General features: G+C 40.6%; 17 protein-coding genes and 3 pseudogenes. 14 read left to right on the forward strand and 6 right to left on the reverse strand.

The genetic code is table 11. The features are described 5' to 3' along the window. The first annotated feature begins 241 nt into the window (after positions 1-241). The 5 genes from ribA (at position 242) to aroE (ending at position 3,539) form a co-directional block, all read left to right on the forward strand. The gene (ribA, locus tag F967_RS00655; protein WP_004797558.1) at positions 242-844 is read left to right on the forward strand and encodes a GTP cyclohydrolase II; all 603 of its coding nucleotides are present in this window, start codon (positions 242-244) and stop codon (positions 842-844) included. A 132-nt stretch (positions 845-976) separates the two neighbouring features. Beyond that, positions 977-1,918, forward strand: a complete 942-nt coding sequence (gene hemF / locus F967_RS00660) for an oxygen-dependent coproporphyrinogen oxidase (RefSeq protein ID WP_004797561.1) — start codon at positions 977-979, stop codon at positions 1,916-1,918. 107 nt (positions 1,919-2,025) lie between these two features. Next, positions 2,026-2,277 (forward strand): DUF6364 family protein, encoded by a 252-nt coding sequence (locus F967_RS00665; protein WP_004757067.1) that lies wholly within the window; start codon positions 2,026-2,028, stop codon positions 2,275-2,277. After that, the gene (locus F967_RS00670) at positions 2,274-2,687 is read left to right on the forward strand and encodes a PIN domain-containing protein (RefSeq protein WP_004760606.1); all 414 of its coding nucleotides are present in this window, start codon (positions 2,274-2,276) and stop codon (positions 2,685-2,687) included. The genes F967_RS00665 and F967_RS00670 overlap by 4 nt, the downstream gene beginning before the upstream one ends. Positions 2,688-2,750: 63 nt before the next feature. Continuing rightward, on the forward strand, positions 2,751-3,539 hold the full coding sequence (aroE, locus tag F967_RS00675) for a shikimate dehydrogenase (RefSeq protein WP_004797563.1): 789 nt from the start codon (positions 2,751-2,753) through the stop codon (positions 3,537-3,539). A 213-nt stretch (positions 3,540-3,752) separates the two neighbouring features. Here aroE and F967_RS00680 read toward each other — a convergent pair. After that, positions 3,753-4,124 (reverse strand): annotated as a pseudogene (locus F967_RS00680) (hypothetical protein); the annotation flags it as partial. Positions 4,125-4,364: 240 nt separating this feature from the next. On the opposite strand from F967_RS00680, the gene F967_RS00685 reads away from it, so the two are divergent. Beyond that, on the forward strand, positions 4,365-6,188 hold the full coding sequence (locus tag F967_RS00685) for an acyl-CoA dehydrogenase C-terminal domain-containing protein (protein WP_004797567.1): 1,824 nt from the start codon (positions 4,365-4,367) through the stop codon (positions 6,186-6,188). 53 nt (positions 6,189-6,241) lie between these two features. Here F967_RS00685 and F967_RS00690 read toward each other — a convergent pair whose 3' ends face one another. Then, a complete protein-coding gene (locus F967_RS00690) occupies positions 6,242-6,886 on the reverse strand; it encodes a hypothetical protein (protein WP_004797569.1) in 645 nt (214 codons plus the stop codon). A 353-nt stretch (positions 6,887-7,239) separates the two neighbouring features. Here F967_RS00690 and F967_RS00695 point away from each other — a divergent pair, with 353 nt between their 5' ends. Beyond that, positions 7,240-7,509, forward strand: coding sequence for a PspC domain-containing protein (locus tag F967_RS00695; RefSeq protein WP_004797570.1), 270 nt, complete (start codon positions 7,240-7,242; stop codon positions 7,507-7,509). A gap of 69 nt (positions 7,510-7,578) precedes the next feature. On the opposite strand, the pseudogene F967_RS00700 reads toward F967_RS00695, so the two are convergent. After that, positions 7,579-7,797: pseudogene (locus tag F967_RS00700) on the reverse strand (CBS domain-containing protein); the annotation flags it as partial. Between the two features lie 212 nt (positions 7,798-8,009). Between F967_RS00700 and F967_RS13405 the strand changes: the two are divergent. The 5 genes and pseudogenes from F967_RS13405 to F967_RS00730 all read left to right on the forward strand — a co-directional run bounded on the left by F967_RS13405 (position 8,010) and on the right by F967_RS00730 (position 12,659). Next, positions 8,010-8,722: pseudogene (locus F967_RS13405) on the forward strand (IS5 family transposase). 182 nt (positions 8,723-8,904) lie between these two features. Then, on the forward strand, positions 8,905-10,167 hold the full coding sequence (locus F967_RS00715; RefSeq protein ID WP_004797577.1) for a putative DNA modification/repair radical SAM protein: 1,263 nt from the start codon (positions 8,905-8,907) through the stop codon (positions 10,165-10,167). Positions 10,168-10,169: 2 nt separating this feature from the next. Then, positions 10,170-10,964, forward strand: a complete 795-nt coding sequence (locus F967_RS00720) for a TIGR03915 family putative DNA repair protein (protein WP_004797578.1) — start codon at positions 10,170-10,172, stop codon at positions 10,962-10,964. Between the two features lie 54 nt (positions 10,965-11,018). Then, on the forward strand, positions 11,019-11,435 hold the full coding sequence (locus F967_RS00725) for a lysozyme inhibitor LprI family protein (RefSeq protein ID WP_004797581.1): 417 nt from the start codon (positions 11,019-11,021) through the stop codon (positions 11,433-11,435). Between the two features lie 111 nt (positions 11,436-11,546). Further along, positions 11,547-12,659, forward strand: coding sequence for an HPP family protein (locus F967_RS00730; protein ID WP_004797583.1), 1,113 nt, complete (start codon positions 11,547-11,549; stop codon positions 12,657-12,659). A 26-nt stretch (positions 12,660-12,685) separates the two neighbouring features. Here the strand turns inward: F967_RS00730 and F967_RS00735 are convergent, their stop codons facing one another. The 3 genes from F967_RS00735 to F967_RS13415 all read right to left on the reverse strand — a co-directional run bounded on the left by F967_RS00735 (position 12,686) and on the right by F967_RS13415 (position 14,773). Continuing rightward, complete coding sequence (locus F967_RS00735; protein ID WP_004678910.1) at positions 12,686-13,183, reverse strand: IS630 family transposase; 498 nt, start codon at positions 13,181-13,183, stop codon at positions 12,686-12,688. 67 nt (positions 13,184-13,250) lie between these two features. Next, the gene (locus tag F967_RS13410) at positions 13,251-13,604 is read right to left on the reverse strand and encodes a helix-turn-helix domain-containing protein (RefSeq protein ID WP_004797585.1); all 354 of its coding nucleotides are present in this window, start codon (positions 13,602-13,604) and stop codon (positions 13,251-13,253) included. A gap of 417 nt (positions 13,605-14,021) precedes the next feature. Continuing rightward, a protein-coding gene (locus tag F967_RS13415) for an IS5 family transposase (RefSeq protein WP_155756386.1) occupies positions 14,022-14,773 on the reverse strand; the annotation gives its coding sequence in 2 pieces (ribosomal slippage) (positions 14,022-14,437 and positions 14,437-14,773; 753 coding nt in all). A 184-nt stretch (positions 14,774-14,957) separates the two neighbouring features. On the opposite strand from F967_RS13415, the gene glyQ reads away from it, so the two are divergent. Together glyQ and glyS are read left to right on the forward strand one after the other, a co-directional pair. Next, complete coding sequence (glyQ, locus tag F967_RS00750) at positions 14,958-15,971, forward strand: glycine--tRNA ligase subunit alpha (protein ID WP_004797588.1); 1,014 nt, start codon at positions 14,958-14,960, stop codon at positions 15,969-15,971. 38 nt (positions 15,972-16,009) lie between these two features. After that, positions 16,010-18,076, forward strand: a complete 2,067-nt coding sequence (gene glyS / locus F967_RS00755) for a glycine--tRNA ligase subunit beta (RefSeq protein WP_004797590.1) — start codon at positions 16,010-16,012, stop codon at positions 18,074-18,076. Positions 18,077-18,111: the final 35 nt, after the last annotated feature.

Consider the following 18,111-nt stretch of genomic DNA (forward strand, 5'->3'; position numbering starts at 1 on the left):
ATTAAATATGATCTACCTTCAATCAGCCACATGGGCAAATGATGTCGTGCTAAACATTCTCATGCCAGTCTTAGGGACTGGCTGGCAGATTATCCTGAATTATGTCACTGTTTATCAACCATTATTGTGTGCTTTGTATGAAAAAGAAAAACTTATGTGAAAAATCAGAAATTCCAATTCACGCAATCTTCACACATTCAGCTATACTTTGACTGTTTCTTATTATGATAGTGAGCGTTCTGTGCCAATTGAATTTGTTGCAACATCAAGGCTACCAACTGCTTTTGGTGACTTCAATATTTCCGTGTTTCAAGACCCAGCAACGGGCGAAGAGCATGTGGCGCTTTCCAAAGGACTAGAAACTGCACCAAATCAGCCCGTACTCGTGCGTATCCATTCTGAATGTTTGACTGGTGATGCCTTTGCCTCATTGAAGTGCGACTGTGGACCTCAGTTACAAGCCACACAACGAATGATCAATGAAGCGGGTCAGGGTGTGATTTTATATTTGCGTCAGGAAGGTCGTGGGATTGGCTTGACCAATAAAATTCGTGCCTATGCCCTACAGGATCAGGGGCATGATACAGTCGATGCCAACCTGTTGTTAAATTTGCCTGCCGATGCCCGCCGTTACGATATGTGCAGCATTATGCTGGATCATCTGCAAGTCAAAGAAGTGAAGTTGATCACCAACAATCCTTTAAAATTAAAGGCATTGACTGATCTTGGCATTAATGTAGTGGAGCGTGTTCCACTTACAGTGGGCCGTAATCCATTCAATGAACATTATCTAAAAACTAAACGTGAACGGATGGATCACCTATATAAAAAAGATGACTTCTGATTCATTTTTGCAAAATGTTTAAAAATAAGGCAATTAAGCGATTTTTATGGTAAAAGGCAAAAATCCCTTACTTTTTTTATGGATTTTATGTTTTGATATAAGCAATTCCCAGATCACTTTAAGAGGATCATCATGCAGCATCCAACTTCAGCTGATATTCACCGTGTTCGTGAGTTTTTACTCGACCTACAGGCACGGATTTGTGCAGGATTAGAACAACAGGAACGTGCAGGCGGTGGAACCGCTGAGTTTATCATTGATGATTGGCAACGAACCGAAGGCGGTGGTGGTCGTTCCCGTGTTCTGCAAAATGGTGCAGTGATTGAAAAAGGTGGGGTCATGTTTTCCCACATCAATATCAGCAAGCTGCCTGCTTCTGCAACGGAACGCCATCCGCAGATTGCGGGCGCAAAGGCGCAGGCTTTGGGTGTGTCACTGGTCATTCATCCAAAAAATCCAAATATTCCAACCTCCCATGCCAATGTCCGTTTATTTGTGGCTGAACCTGAGGGACAGGACCCAGTGTGGTGGTTTGGCGGTGGTTTTGACTTAACCCCGTTCTATCCAGATGATCAGGATATTTTAGACTGGCATCAAACTGCCTATGACTTATGTCAGCCATTTGGTGAAAATGTTTATGCCGAGCATAAACAATGGTGTGATGATTATTTCTATTTAAAACACCGTGATGAACAGCGTGGCGTGGGTGGTTTGTTCTTTGATGATCTCAATCAATGGGATTTTGAAACCTGTTTTCAATATATGCAGGCTGTTGGTAATGGTTATTTAGCAGCAATCCTGCCAATTTTTGAAAAGCATCGTGAGCAGCCATATACCGAAGCTCAACGCGAGTTCCAGTTGTATCGTCGTGGTCGTTATGTTGAATACAATCTGGTTTATGATCGTGGCACCTTGTTTGGTTTACAAACAGGTGGACGAATTGAATCGATCTTGGTCAGTTTACCTAATCTTGCAGGCTGGTCGTATCGTCCTGAATGGGATGAAAACTCACCTGAAAAACGTCTCACTGATTATTATTTAAAACCAAGAGACTGGTTGGGTTTGCAAAAGTAAAATAGATCATCCCTGACATAAAGTCGGGGATTTTTTTGTAGCATAATTTGCATTTCAACCAAAATGACGTACAATTATTAAAAATAAGTACGTCAATAGGGCAAATAATGAATACAAAGTTGACTTTAAGACTCAATGATGAATTGATAGAACATGCCAAGCAGTATGCCAAACTTCATCACACTTCTGTTTCTCAGTTAGTCGCAGAATATTTTTTACAACTTCAAAAAATACAACAGCAAGTTGAACACTCACCACTGCCTAGCATTACTCAACAACTCAGTGGAATTTTGAAAGAGCATGATGTAACAGATGTAAAAACAGAATATTACGATGCTTTAGAGAAAAAATATCAATGAAAGTACTATTTGATACCAATATTGTTTTGGATGTCCTATTAAAGCGTGAACCTTTTTATACATCGGCTAGCCAACTGATGAGCAAAGTTGAACAACAGGAGATAGAGGGATATTTATCTGCAACAACAATTACTACAGTATTTTATCTTTTGGCAAAATCATTGGATAAAAATGCAGCTCAACATTACCTAAAACTCATTTTACAACTCTTTCAAATTGCAGCAGTGAATCAAATAGTGATTGAACAAGCTGTTCTATCCAATTTTAGTGACTTTGAAGATGCGGTCTTATATCAGGCAGCAAAACAGGCACAATGTGAAATGATTATTACCCGAAATCTTAATGATTTTAAACTTGCGTCCATTCCTGTAATGACCGCAGAGCAGTTTTTAATTCATCATATGCAATAATCTTGCAGCAACATCCACATATTTATACACTCGTTCAATAGCTATCTCATCTAAACATTTATCATGACCAAACAATTTGCTGTAATTGGAAATCCAATTGAACAATCCCGCTCACCAGAATTACATCATGCTTTTGCAGCCAAAACAGGTGTTGATTTAAACTATAAAAAAATTCTTGCCCCGCTGGATGGCTTTGAAAATACTGCAAAGGATTTTTTTGCGCAAGGCGGTGCTGGAATGAATGTGACTGTTCCGTTTAAAGAACAGGCATTTGTCTTATGTGATCAACTGACCGAACGCGCCAGAATTGCCAAAGCCGTGAATACCTTATGGATGCAGGATGGCAAACTTTTTGGCGACAATACCGATGGTCAGGGTTTGGTTGCCGCCATTCAGGCTTTGGGCTGGAATCTTACCAACAGTCGCATTCTGATTTTAGGGGCTGGCGGTGCGACTCGTGGTGTGATCTATCCACTGGTACAGGCAGGTGCAAAACAAATCGTGATTGCCAACCGTACTTTAGCCCGTGCACAACAACTGGTTGAAGATTTAAAAGAGGCTGTACCACAGGCAGAATTACAGGCGATAGGGCTGGATCAACTTTCTGGTGAGTTTGATGTTGTGATGAATGCAACGTCAGCCAGCTTAACAGGTGATACGTTACAACTGCCAGAAACCCTACTTTTCCATCATGCCTATGAAATGGCCTATGGCAAATCCTCCAGTTTTCTGGATCAGGCTCAAGCTCGTCAGGTTCCATCCACCGATGGCTTTGGCATGCTGGTTGGACAGGCAATTGAGGCCTTTTCAATCTGGAATGGAGTAAAACCTGAACTCAAAGATTTTTTATAATCACTCAGTAAAATTCGGCAAAAAGAACCTGCCTATTGCGCAGGTTCTTTTTTTGGGGATTAAATTATTTGCTGCTCAGCATTTTCTGGTAAACATCCTTAAAGATTTCATAATCAATAAACTCATTATGTTCAGCCTTTAAGTTCTTGATTGACTTCTCAGACAGCTGGTTTTTGCGTGCATCCACATAAACCTGTCCCAGAATATTGGCCTGACACGGGTAAACTTGTCCGCCTTGCTGCCGCCAAACTGTTTTGGCTGTTGGGCAAGGGTTTCATATAAAGCCTGCTTCTGTGCAGTGTTCAGGTTGACTTTCTGTTCGCGCAGATATTGATCGACCTTTTGCTTTACATTGGCATCCAGAACGGCCTTGTCATCTTTGCCTACGGTTTTATTTTGGTCCAGATCAACATGGACATTAAATTTTCCACGGTAGTCATAGCTGGGATATTCATACATCGCATTGATGCTGTTAATGGCTTTCTGTTCAAGGTTTGCAGTAGCAGAATTGGTTTTAATGACATGCTGGGAACATGCAGAAAGACTAAACCCCAATATACATAAAGTTAAATATTTTAAACGCATAGTTTTACCAAACACCCTTTATATTATTATATTTACAGCTGTAAATTTAATCATTTTCATATTTAAAATGAGTTTCAAACACCAGTGCGAAGATGACTTTTTTACGCGCCTAACGCCTGATCAATTCGCTTTTCTGACATTTTTTTCCATAGTGTTTATCAATGTATTTTTATCACCATTGTGAATAATCAAAGTATCGAAACAGATAATCCAAAACGATTCAAATACAGGATTAAGATTATGCCAGCTTATAAAGCCCCGCTCCGTGATGTTCGCTTCTTAATGAATGAAGTGTTCGATTATCCAGCACATTACCAAACTTTGACAAGCGGTCAAAATGCAGATAAAGATACAGTTGATATGATTCTTGAAGGTGCGGCAGATTACTGCGAAAACGTACTTTCTCCACTGAACCAGTCAGGTGATGAAGAAGGCTGTACCTTTAACAATGGTGAAGTCACCACACCTAAAGGCTTCAAGGAAGCGTATGACCAGTTCGTCATGGGTGGCTGGCAAGGTCTTTCCTACCCTGAAGAGTTTGGTGGTCAAGGCCTGCCAATGTCTTTAAACCTCGTCAAGTCTGAAATGATGGGTACTGCAAACTGGTCATTCACCATGTACCCAGGTTTAAGTACAGGTTGTATGAACACCATCATGCAATTCGGTACTGATGAGCAAAAAAATACCTATATGCCTAAACTGGTTGAAGGTACTTGGTCTGGCACAATGTGCTTAACTGAACCTCAATGTGGTACAGACTTGGGGCAGGTGAAAACCAAGGCAGAAGCTGCTGCTGATGGTACTTATAAAATCTCTGGTACTAAAATCTTCATCTCTGCAGGTGAACACGATTTAACAGACAATATCATTCATATCGTACTTGCGCGTCTTCCAGATGCACCTGCAGGTACTCGTGGTATTTCTTTATTCATCGTACCGAAATTCATCCCGACTGCTGACGGCGGTGTAGGTGAGCGCAATACCGTTTCTTGTGGTTCAATCGAACACAAAATGGGTATCCGTGCTTCAGCAACTGCTGTATTGAACTTCGATAACGCTACTGGTTACCTCATTGGTGAAATCAACAAAGGTTTACATGCAATGTTTACGTTCATGAACACTGCTCGTATTGGTACAGCGATTCAAGGTATTGCACATGCTGAACTTTCTTTCCAAGGTGCGTTACCTTATGCGAAAGATCGTATGTCTATGCGTGCCCTTTCTGGTAAGAAAGAGCCTGAGCGTGTAGCTGATGCAATTATTCACCACGCAGATGTTCGCCGCATGCTTTTAACTCAAAAAGCGGTTGCAGAAGGCGGTCGCGCAATGATCTATCATGCTGCAAAACTTGCTGACAAAATGACTGATGCTCTTGTAAATGGCGACCAAGCTGCTTATGAAGCTGCTGATGACAAACTAGGTTTCTATACCCCGATTCTTAAAGGTTTCTTGACTGAACTAGGTTTGGAAGCTGCAAACCATGGGATCCAAGTATATGGTGGTCATGGTTTCATCAAAGAATGGGGTATGGAACAAATCGCACGTGATGCACGTATCTCAACATTATATGAAGGTACAACGGGTGTCCAAGCACTTGACTTATTAGGTCGTAAAGTTCTTTTAAGTTCAAAAGGTAAAGTCGTTCGTGACTATACTGCTGAAATCTTGAAATTCTGCGCTACGCATGCGCGTAACAAGCATTTACGTCGTTTCGCTTGGGACTTAACGAAGCTTTGCGCTCAATGGAACACATTAACTGTTCGCATCATGCTTGCAGCTCGTAAAGACCGTGACATCGTATCTTCTGCTTCTAATGATTTCTTGATGTTCTCTGGTTATGTGATGATGGCTTATTTCTGGGCTCAACAGGCAGTGGTTGCTTCTGAAAAACTGGAAGCAGGCAACGGTGCTGAAACTCCTGAATTCTATAAAGCAAAAATCAAGGTTGCTGAATTCTACTTTGACCGTTTTTTGCCACGTGCGCAAGGTCATGCAGAATCAATGGTTTCGACTTCACGTACCTTGACTTCACTTGCACCAGAACACTTCAGCTTTGATTACTAATCGGGGCTGACAAAAAAGAGCGCTTGATGCGCTCTTTTTTTATTCTCAATTTTTTATTCCGCCTTTTCAAAAACATAGGCTTTCTTGGGAAATGGATATTCTTTAAAAAACTTGCGGTTGCGCCCCTGATCCCCATTCCAGATTTTATCCAGATCCATCACAAGACTCTGATCCTGATTGATCTGGTAATATAAATTCACGTCAGCGGCAGCACAGCGCACCACAATCTCTTTTTCCACTGGCTCAACATGCCACTGCACCTGCTTACAGGTTTGCTCAATTTTGGCAACATTACGCGATAAATCTGAACCCAGGCGACCGAAACTGGTATTGGTCCAGTAGACAGAGCCATCCTCCAGCAAGTTCATAATATATTCCGCTTCTTTCTCTTTATTGACACAACCCGCGAAAGCATCGGTACATGGAATACGCGCATGATAACGCCCCACATAGGCCAGTTCAGTTTCAGACAGCTTAGTCGGTGTATGCTTGTGTGTCACAGGACGAGGCAGGGTGACCTGTCCAGCAACCTGGGTTAATGACATCCCCTGCTGCGGGTCTGATTCCATGATTTCATGACTCGGTTGCGTCTGGGCCTGTTGTTTAGCGGATTCAGGGTGATGGCTATCACAGGCACTCAACCCAAAGCTCAAGAGAGCACCTACGCTAAACCACGATAAGAATAACCTGAACTGCATATCCATAAATCTCTAACATCGATATCGTGACCATTTCACCTCACCATTCCAATAAATAAACTTTTTGGAAAGATCAAAACGATTGAACCGTTTTGTTATATGCCTCCAAAAGTCCATTCGTGGAGTATTTTGATAAGAGCGAAATTTCGATTAACCCAAGCCATATGCTTTAAGTCGGTGCATTTTAGGCGATACTGTCGTTTTTTCCATCAGCCTTTTACACACCGTAACGATTCTCCCATCTGTTTAAACTTTAAAAAAACCAGTTCATCCCTATCTCATTATTAACAGCGATTTATCATGAATGAAGTCTCATTCCGTTGCTGTATCAAATATTTTTGGAGAAAAATTAAATGGCCAATTCTGGTTTATACCGCTCAAACCAACAAAGCATGATCGCTGGTGTAATGGGCGGTATTGCGGAACGTTTTGGTTGGAATGCAAACTTGTTACGCCTGATCTTTGTGGTGATTTCACTCATGAGCGCCGCTTTCCCAGGTATTTTGGTGTATTTAATCATGTGGTTAGTCATTCCAAAAAGACAGGCGAATCGGGTTGAGCATGTACAAGGTTACAACCAACCTGTTAAAACAGTGTATGAAGATCAAGGAATCAAACGTTAATCTTATTTTTTAGTTTGGTCGCTACGGTTGATTTACCCCTAATACAACCGTAGCTTTTTTTTGCCTGAATCAGGTTAAAACATATTGCTGGTTGGGGAGTTGCTGTAATGCTGGGATCATATCCGCACGACTAATAATGCCAATCAAATGTTGATTTTCCACGACAGGAATATAATTAAAAGATTTCTCTACAAAATAAGGTACTAAATCCTGAATTGGCTGTGATGGCTCCACAGTGACGACACGGCGACTCATAATCTGTCTCACATAATGCTGCCATGAATTTCTTAGCTCTTATTGAGTTCAATGCTATTGGCATACCAATATTTTTTAGTGTCACAATTCTTAGGCAGAGCATCTAACCAGTTAGCGTTAGAGATTTCTGATAATTTAGCAACAGAACCTCCTACTAGGGCTTGTTGAGAATTAACAAAGGCTACTGATTAATTTATAATAGTACTATGGATAGATACATACTTACTGATGCCCAATGGGCAAAAATGGAACCTTTTTGCCTAGGTAAAGTGACCGATCGAGGTCGTAGTGGAAAAGATAATCGATTATTTTTAGAAGCAGTCCTATGGATTGCCCGTACAGGCAGTCCATGGCGTGATCTACCTGCTCATTTTGGTAAATGGAATACCGTCTTTAAAAGATACCGTGACTGGGTGAAAGCTGGTGTATTTGAAACTATTTTTGCATCTGTAAATGAAGATGTTGATTTGGAATACGCCATGATTGATGGAACGATTGTTAAAGTTCATCGACATGGGCAAGGTGCAAAAGGGGGACTTTCAAACAGTCTATAGGTAAATCTCGAGGTGGAATGACCTGTAAAATTCTTGCCTTAGTGGATAGTCTAGGCAACCTCATTAAGTTTCGATTAATGCCTGGTCAATATCACGATTTAGTAGAAACTAAACCTTTAATTGAAGATATTGATTTTCAAGCATTACTGGCTGATAAAGCATTTGATGCAGATTGGCTCATCCAAGAACTCAATGAACGTAAAGTGAAAGTGGTGATCCCACCCAAATCTAATCGAAAAGTAATAAGAGCATTTGATACGACTATGTATAAATGGCGTCATCTCATTGAAAACTATTTCTGTAAGTTAAAAGAATTTAAACGTATAGCGATGCGTAGTTGTAAAACAGATACGAGTTTTGAAGCCATGATTCAATTGTGCGCGAGTGTAATTAACTCTCGATAATTCTCAACAGACCCTAATTCAAAACGGACCCAATAGCCGACATATTTTCCCAGTTGGCAAAGTTCTGAATGGAAGACCATTCACATAAACGTCACCTCATGACGCATAACATCTTTATCGATCTTAATTTTCAAATCATGAAATGTTAGCTTTGAAATGATGTTGTCACAGAGGTGTTTGATATGTCTGATCGCATTCGTGAAAAATTACAAATTCTTGCCGATGCAGCTAAATATGATGTGTCCTGTTCCTCCAGTGGTAGTGACCGTAAAAATAAAGACAAAGGTTTAGGCGATGCCAGTCGGGCAGGGATTTGCCATAGTTATACCGAAGATGGTCGTTGTGTTTCTTTACTGAAAATCTTGTTCACTAATGTCTGTATTTTTGATTGTGCTTATTGTGTGTCACGCCGTTCTAATGATGTCAAACGTGCTGCATTTACCGTGCAGGAAGTGGTTGACCTGACCATTAATTTCTATCGTCGTAATTATATAGAGGGATTATTCCTTAGCTCAGGAATTTTTAAATCCGCCGACTATACGATGGAACGGATGCTTCAAGTGGTGAAAAAGCTACGTCTCGAAGAAAATTTTAATGGCTATATTCATCTCAAAACTATTCCAGGTGCATCGCCCGAACTGATTCATGAAGCAGGGCTTTATGCGGATCGTATGAGCATTAATCTGGAAATGCCAACTGAGATCGGATTAAAAGCGTTTGCCCCTGAAAAATCACATCAAGAAGTACAAAAAGACTTGGGGCTAGTGCGAGATCGACTGATTCAGCTCAAGGAAGAACGCCAGATCATCAAGCATGTGCCGAAATATGTACCCGCAGGACAGACCACGCAAATGGTGGTCGGCGCACATCAGGAAACTGATCAAGACGTACTTGTGATGGCAGATCGACATTACAAGGAATTTAAACTGAAACGGGTATATTTCTCAGGTTATATTCCAATCAACACAGAAAATAACTATTTACCAGCGGTCGGTTCGGCGCCGCCTTTATTAAGGGAAAATCGGCTTTATCAAAGTGATTGGTTGATGCGTTTTTATGGTTTTGAAGTCAATGAAATCGTCAATGAAAAACACCCACATTTAGATTTGGATGTAGACCCCAAACTGAGTTGGGCGTTGCGTCATCCCGAGCAGTTTCCAGTGGATTTAAATCGTGCTGACTATCGCATGATCCTTCGTGTACCAGGCATCGGCGTAAAGTCAGCCAAGAAAATCGTGCAAGCGCGTCGTTTTGGCAAGATACATACTGATTTATTGAAGCAACTCGGTGTGGCGTATTCACGTGCCCAGTTTTTTATTCGCTGTGAAGACAGTCCACGGTTTCAAAAGGAACTTTCTACGACTGATATTCGTCAGCAAATATTAACGCAGGGTTCATCTAAATACGTTAAACAACTGTCACCGCAATTGAGTTTAGGATTTTAAACATGCTCAGTGATGCGGTGGTTTATTACTACTTTGATGGCTCTATGGTCGGTTTACTCAACTGCGTATTTCGTGCTTTTCAATTCAAAGAGTTTCACGTGCAACTGTGTTTAAACCAAGGTGCACAGCATGGTTTATTTGCCACTGTAGTTGAAATTCCAAATCACGAGCAACATGCAGCACGTGTTTGGTCAGCTTTACAGCAGAAACTTTCGCATTCATCTCTGAGACAATTTTATTTTGCTTATTTGTCGGAATCGTTGGATGCCTATCAGCATTTATTTAATTACTGTATCTATGTTTTTCGGCATCAACATTCAGTCGAAAAAAATTACTCTCATCCCAGTGTTTTAGCGATTTCGCAATGGACGAAAAAGGTCGGGCGCGAAAAGCATCGTATGGAAGCTTTTGTGCGGTTTAAGAAAACTACAGATGGTTTATTTTTAAGTTTAGTTCGACCTGATTTTAATGTATTACCTTTGATACAGCCGCATTTTAAGCGTCGTTATCAAGATCAACGTTGGCTCATTTATGACGAACAACGCAAATATGGTCTGTATTATGATTTAAAAGAGATTCACGAGGTTTCTTTAGAAGCCAATCAGATTGACCGTAATATCGAAAATGGTGCCAGTCAAAATTTCCAATTAGAATTAGATGAACAAGAAGAATTATACGATCAGCTTTGGAAAGATTATTTTAATAGTATCAACATTAAAGAACGTCAGAATGTGAAATTGCATGTGCAATATTTACCTAAACGCTATTGGCGTTATCTCAATGAAAAATATGTTTAAGGCATTTTTTTGATTATTATTTTAAAAATACCAACATAACAAAAGAGCACATTCATGACTAAATTAGTCTTAAAAACAGCGGTACTGATCATGGCTTGTTTGAATACTTCGGTATTTGCCAAAACGCAAGATAAAGCGATAGATCCTTATAGCGAATGTATCGATGACACCATTCAACAGCTAAAACTGGGGAATATTAATAATGCTGTGGTGGAGATCTGTAGCACCAGAACCAAAACTGTATATGCAAAGCAGATTGTGCAGTTATTGGATCAAATAAAAAAACAGAGTCAGGAATACAAGCAGCCTGAACGCTATCAGGACATTATGAAATCACAACAGCTCTGGAAAAATTTTGTCGATCAAGAGTGCCGTAATGCTGGTGCTTATATCGGTTCGCCGATGTATGAGTTTTGCCCCATGCAAAAATATGCAGAGCGATTGGAGCAATTGGAGGAGTATTTAAATTGACCTTGATAAGTTTTCGTTATTATTTAAAACTGTAATTTAAATACATCTTCAGTCTGAGTCGGCGTATACTGCTGCAACCAATGAAACAACACTATTCCAGCAAGGTGCATTGTGAGCTTTACCCAATCAGACTGGCTAAATTTCTTAAAACCGAATTACAAAATATTACCTTTGAAAGAACGTTTACTTTCAGGATTTGGTGCGCTTTGCGGTTTGGCAATATCGTCTTTAATTAGTTGGTATGTATTGGGCGGTATGAATGCATGGTATATCGCACCGATGGGTGCATCGTCAGTGCTTCTATTCGCGGTTCCCAACAGTCCACTGGCACAACCCTGGAATGTGGTTGTTGGAAATACGCTGGCAGGGATTATTGGGGTGGCCTGTACTCAATATTTGCCTGATCTGACCAGCGCATTTAGCGTGGCGGTTGGGTTTGCTATTTTTATGATGATGACTACAGACTCCTTGCATCCACCGAGTGGGGCAGTGGCGATTACCGCAGTTTTGGGTGGTGAGGCAGTCCATCGTCTAGGATTTCATTTTGTACTGTATCCCGTGCTATTGAACTCGATTTTACTGTTGCTATTTGCGGTATTTTTTAACCGTTTAATTGGGCGGCATTATCCCATTACTGCGCATGTCAATGAGCGTTCCAAAGACCCGACCCCAACACAGAAAGTCTCGATTCAACCCAAGGATATTGAATATGCCCTGGAGCAATACACCGAGTTGCTCGACATCAGCCAATATGATCTGGAAAAAATCATTCTGGAAGCACAGGAACACGCAAGCGAACGCCTGAATAGTTACTTTGTCTGTGAGGATATTATGAGTCGGGATGTCATCAAGCTACATGAAGATGATGATATTCATCAGGCCTTAGAGAAGTTCAAGCAAGTTAATCTCATGAGTCTGCCTGTCGTCAATGCGGGGGAAGAACTGGTTGGAACGCTGGCCTTATATGAGGTGGTGGAATGGTTTAAGGGTGCCACTGATCCAAGAAATTCATGGCAGCATTATGTGAGACAGATTATGAGTCGCCGTGTCGTCACTGTGGAGCCATCACAGCCAATTCAGGATTTAGTACCTTATTTTGTAGAGAAATCTTTTAATTATATTCCTGTCGTGGAAAATCAACATTTGATTGGCATTATTAGTCGTGCGGATATGATCGCTGCGCTTCAACAACAGCTCAGTCGTCAAAAGCTTCAATTAGAATAAAAAAAAGCTACGGTTGTAAGTCACTCCTAAAAAGTAAACAAGTATTTATTTCCAAAACCCCTTGAGATACCATTTACCCATTGTACAATCTCATCCGTAGGCATCCATTTAAATTCACGCCATTGATATTTCATTGATCGCCATAACATTTCTATACGATTTAGTTCAGGGCTATAAGGTGGAAGAAAATATAGCCTCACATTGAAATCTTGTTCCAGTAAATCACGCCATGCCTGCATTTTTTTGCTTTTATGGATAGAAGCATTATCCACAATCAAAGTGAGGGGGATGTTGTATTTCTCTTTGATCTGTTTGGCAACACCCATCACATAAGCATAAAAATACTCACCTGTAACAGATTCCTGTAAACATGCTGTGACAAAATGTCCTGTCGATAATAAGGCTCCTATGATATTGACTCGTTTGGAGCGAATCGCTGTGACTTGATGAACCTGTCCTTTTATTGTCCATGCATAGCGATTATCAGGGGTAGAGCAAATTCCTGTTTCATCAACATAGCCCAATATAATCTCACCCTGTGCTGCCTGTTGTCTTAATTGGGCTATGTCTTGTTCTGCTTGTGCATAACGTTCAGAGCATCTTTTTTTTCAAGCTGTGGCGTGTTCGTTTATAAACGATACCTGATGCTCTGAGGAATCGTCTTAGCGTTTCCTGACAAATTTCGATTTGATATTGTTCATATAATCGCTGTCTGATTTGTTCTGAGTTTAAAGTGTCGCTATCAATCCACGATAAAATCTGTGCCTGATGTACAGCTTGTAATATTCGTGGATGTCCAGAACGCTTACCCTCCCAAATCGCTTCTATTTTATGGTGTCGCCAGTTTCTGCGGTGAGTACGAATTGTTTCTTCCTTTACTCCATGTAATACGGCAATTTCTTTCACTGTTTTACCTTGTGACAACCACAATAGGCTTTGTTGCACAAATAGCTAACACTATGATTTTATTATATTTATTTTTATTAAAATTCTAGGAAAAACCTTGGAAATCAGTATTTTGCAAAATATTTATGCAACAAAGCCACCACAATATGGTTTGTGAGCGTTGCCTTTCTCGCCAATGCTTTGCATGTTTGGCTAAATGTTCTAGTTGATCCCGCTCGTCTTGTATCAACTCTATTGCTTGAACATAGGGCATCAGGTTATTCTCAAAGTTATTTTTTATATTATTACATGTTTAGTTGGGTGGTGGAACTTAAAGGATTACAACGATTTTCTTAAAATACACAAAAGCTTTTAAAAAGTATTTAAAAAGAATAAAAGAGAAATTTTTTTGCAATTTATACTTTTACCATAAAAATACATATATTTTGTCTAAATTAGTCTAGGGTCTGTTGAGAATTACAGAGAGTTAATTACACTCGCGCACAATTGAATCATGGCTTCAAAACTCGTATCTGTTTTACAACTACGCATCGCTATACGTTTAAATTCTTTTAACTTACAGAAATAGTTTTCAATGAGATCACGCCATTTATACATAGTCGTATCAAATGCTCTCATTACTTTTCGATTAGATTTGGGTGGGATCACCACTTTCACTTTACGTTCATTGAGCTCTTGGATGAGCCAATCTGCATCAAATGCTTTATCAGCCAGTAATGCTTGAAAATCAACATCTTCAATTAAAGGTTTGGTTTCTACTAAATCGTGATATTGACCAGGCATTAATCGAAACTTAATGAGGTTGCCTAGACTATCCACTAAGGCAAGAATTTTACAGGTCATTCCACCTCGAGATTTACCTATAGACTGTTTGAAAGTCCCCCTTTTGCACCTTGCCCATGTCGATGAACTTTAACAATCGTTCCATCAATCATGGCGTATTCCAAATCAACATCTTCATTTACAGATGCAAAAATAGTTTCAAATACACCAGCTTTCACCCAGTCACGGTATCTTTTAAAGACGGTATTCCATTTACCAAAATGAGCAGGTAGATCACGCCATGGACTGCCTGTACGGGCAATCCATAGGACTGCTTCTAAAAATAATCGATTATCTTTTCCACTACGACCTCGATCGGTCACTTTACCTAGGCAAAAAGGTTCCATTTTTGCCCATTGGGCATCAGTAAGTATGTATCTATCCATAGTACTATTATAAATTAATCAGTAGCCTTTGTTAATTCTCAACAAGCCCTAACTCGAAAATTAAAAAAAAGCGTTTAAATAATTTATTATCAGAACTTGTCGCTGAAACGCTTGAATCCTTTGCACTGCACCCGAAAATCCTTATACTTAAGCACAATTTTTGTTTGATTCCAGTGGATGCACCATGAGTCGTGCTATATCGCATATTGATACATTTCAGGGCTTAATTCTTGCCCTACAAAACTATTGGGCGGAGCAAGGCTGCGTCGTATTACAACCATATGATATGGAAATGGGCGCAGGGACATTTCACACTGCAACTTTCTTACGCGCATTAGGCCCAGAAACTTGGAACGCGGCTTATGTTCAACCTTCACGTCGTCCGAAAGATGGTCGTTATGGTGAGAACCCAAACCGCTTACAACACTATTATCAGTTCCAAGTGGTACTTAAGCCAAACCCAGACAATATCCAACAGCTTTATCTTGATTCGTTAAAAGCGATCGGCATCGATACACTGACTCACGATATTCGCTTCGTAGAAGACAACTGGGAATCTCCAACACTAGGCGCTTGGGGCTTAGGTTGGGAAGTTTGGTTAAATGGTATGGAAGTGACTCAGTTCACTTACTTCCAGCAAGTCGGTGGTGTTGAATGTTACCCAGTAACAGGTGAAATCACATACGGTTTAGAACGTCTTGCGATGTACCTGCAAGGTGTTGACTCGGTTTACGATCTGGTTTGGACTAAAGGCCAATTTGGCACTGTGACTTACGGTGACGTATTCCATCAAAATGAAGTTGAGCAATCGACTTATAACTTTGAATATGCCAATGTTGAAAAAATGTTTGAATTATTCGATTTCTATGAAGCGGAAGCAACTCGCTTAATGGAAGCTGAACTGCCACTCCCTGCCTATGAGCAAGTGATTAAAGCATCACATTGCTTTAACTTGTTGGATGCACGTGGCGCAATTTCGGTAACTGAACGTCAACGTTATATTTTACGTGTACGTACTTTGGCGCGTTCAATTGCACAAAGTTATGTGGCTGCGCGCGCGAAACTTGGTTTCCCAATGGCAGAACCGCATTTGCGTGATGAAGTATTGGCTCAACTCAAAGCGCAAGCCGAATCTGTTGAAGCTTCTAAAGCCAATTCAATGGGTATTCCTGGTATTCAGAATGCAAACTTAGGTTAATTAACTAAACGCATTCAATTAATTTTAAGGATAACAGAATGAAACATACCGTATTATTTGAATTAGGTTGTGAAGAACTTCCACCGAAAAGCTTAAAAACCTTACGTGACGCACTCAAAGCAGAAACTGAAAAAGGCTTAAAAGATGCAGGCTTAAACTTCGCTGCTATCGAAGCTTATGCTGCACCACGTCGTTTAGCGCTCAAAATTGTTGATATCGATGCGGCTCAAGCAGATACACAAAAACGTTTTGACGGCCCTGCTGTACAAGCGGCTTATGATGCTGAAGGCAAACCGACCAAAGCACTTGAAGGCTTTATGCGCGGTCAAGGTATCACGGTTGATCAACTTTCGACGTTCCAAGCAGGTAAAGTTGAAAAAGTATGTTTCTTGAAAGATGTCAAAGGTCAAAGTCTTGATGTTTTACTGCCACAAATTTTACAAACTGCATTGGATAACTTACCAATCGCAAAACGTATGCGTTCAGCGGCAAGCCGTACTGAATTCGTACGTCCAGTAAAATGGGTGGTATTACTCAAAGATGATCAAGTGATTGACGCAACCATTCAAGATCACAAAGCAGGGAATGTGACTTATGGTCATCGTTTCCATGCGCCTGAAGCTGTAGTTTTGGCACATGCAAACGACTACTTAACAACATTAGAAAATGCGCATGTTGTTGCCAACTTTGAAAAGCGTCAATCAACGATTCAAGATCAAGTGAAAAAGTTAGCTGACGAAGTCAATGCCATTGCAATTGTCCCAGCAGACTTACTTGATGAAGTGACAAGTCTGGTTGAATGGCCAGTTGCTTTACGTGCGACTTTTGAAGAGCGTTATTTAGCTGTTCCACAAGAAGCCTTGATTACCACGATGCAGGACAACCAAAAGTATTTCTGTTTGATCAATGCTGAAAGTAAATTACAGCCTTACTTCATTACCATTTCAAATATTGAGTCAAAAGATCCGATTCAAATTATTGAAGGCAATGAGAAAGTTGTACGTCCTCGTTTGTCTGATGCAGAATTCTTCTTCTTACAAGACCAAAAGCAACCGCTTGCATCTCGTAAAGAAAAACTCGCGAATATGGTATTCCAAGCGCAATTGGGTACGCTTTGGAACAAATCAGAACGTATTGCTAAATTAGCCGTTGCACTATCACCAATTACAGGTGCAAATGCAGCCGATGCTGAGAAAGCTGCGTTACTTGCGAAATGTGACTTAACCTCTGAATTGGTGGGTGAATTCCCAGAACTTCAAGGGATTGCAGGCACTTACTATGCCCGCCTTGAGGGTGAAAATAACGAAGTTGCTGAAGCTTTAGGTGAGCAATACTTACCTAAATTTGCGGGTGATGTCTTACCGCAAACCAAGACAGGTACAACCATTGCCCTTGCAGATCGTTTAGATACACTGGTTGGTATTTTCGGTATTGGTCAAGCGCCAACAGGTTCTAAGGACCCATTTGCATTACGCCGTTCTGCAATCGGTATCTTACGTTTAATCATTGAAAATGAACTTGATGTGACCATCGAAGAATTGGTGAACTTTGCCTTGCAAGGTTATGGCGACATCATTAAAGATCACGATAAAACCCGTGCGGATGCAGTTGCATTCCTTGAAGGTCGTTACCGTGCCAAGTATGAAGACCAAGGCGTAGCGGTTGATGTGATTCAAGCCGTTCAAGCACTTGCGCCAAAATCTCCTCTTGATTTTGATAAGCGTGTAACTGCGGTCAATCATTTCCGTACATTGCCAGAAGCGGCTGCATTGGCTGCGGCGAATAAACGTGTTGCCAATATTCTTGCCAAAGAAGCAACGCCTGAAGGTGCTGTGGTTGAAGCCAATCTAGTCGAAAATGCTGAAAAAGCACTTTATGCAGAGTTGTCTGCCCTCACGCCTGTGGTTCAGCCGTTACTTGCTGCACGTAACTATACAGAAGCGTTATCTAAGCTTGCTGCTCTTCGCGCGCCAATTGATGCTTTCTTTGAAGGTGTAATGGTTATGGCAGATGATGCAGAGTTAAAAGCCAACCGTTTACGTTTACTCGCTCAGTTGCGTGATTTATTCACAGCGATTGCAGATGTAAGTGTATTGCAGGGTTAATGTTAAGTCATTGATGAATATGATAGACCCTGCTA

The sequence above is a fragment of the Acinetobacter sp. CIP 102637 genome, from assembly GCF_000368425.1.
Classification (GTDB): Bacteria; Pseudomonadota; Gammaproteobacteria; order Pseudomonadales; family Moraxellaceae; genus Acinetobacter; species Acinetobacter parvus.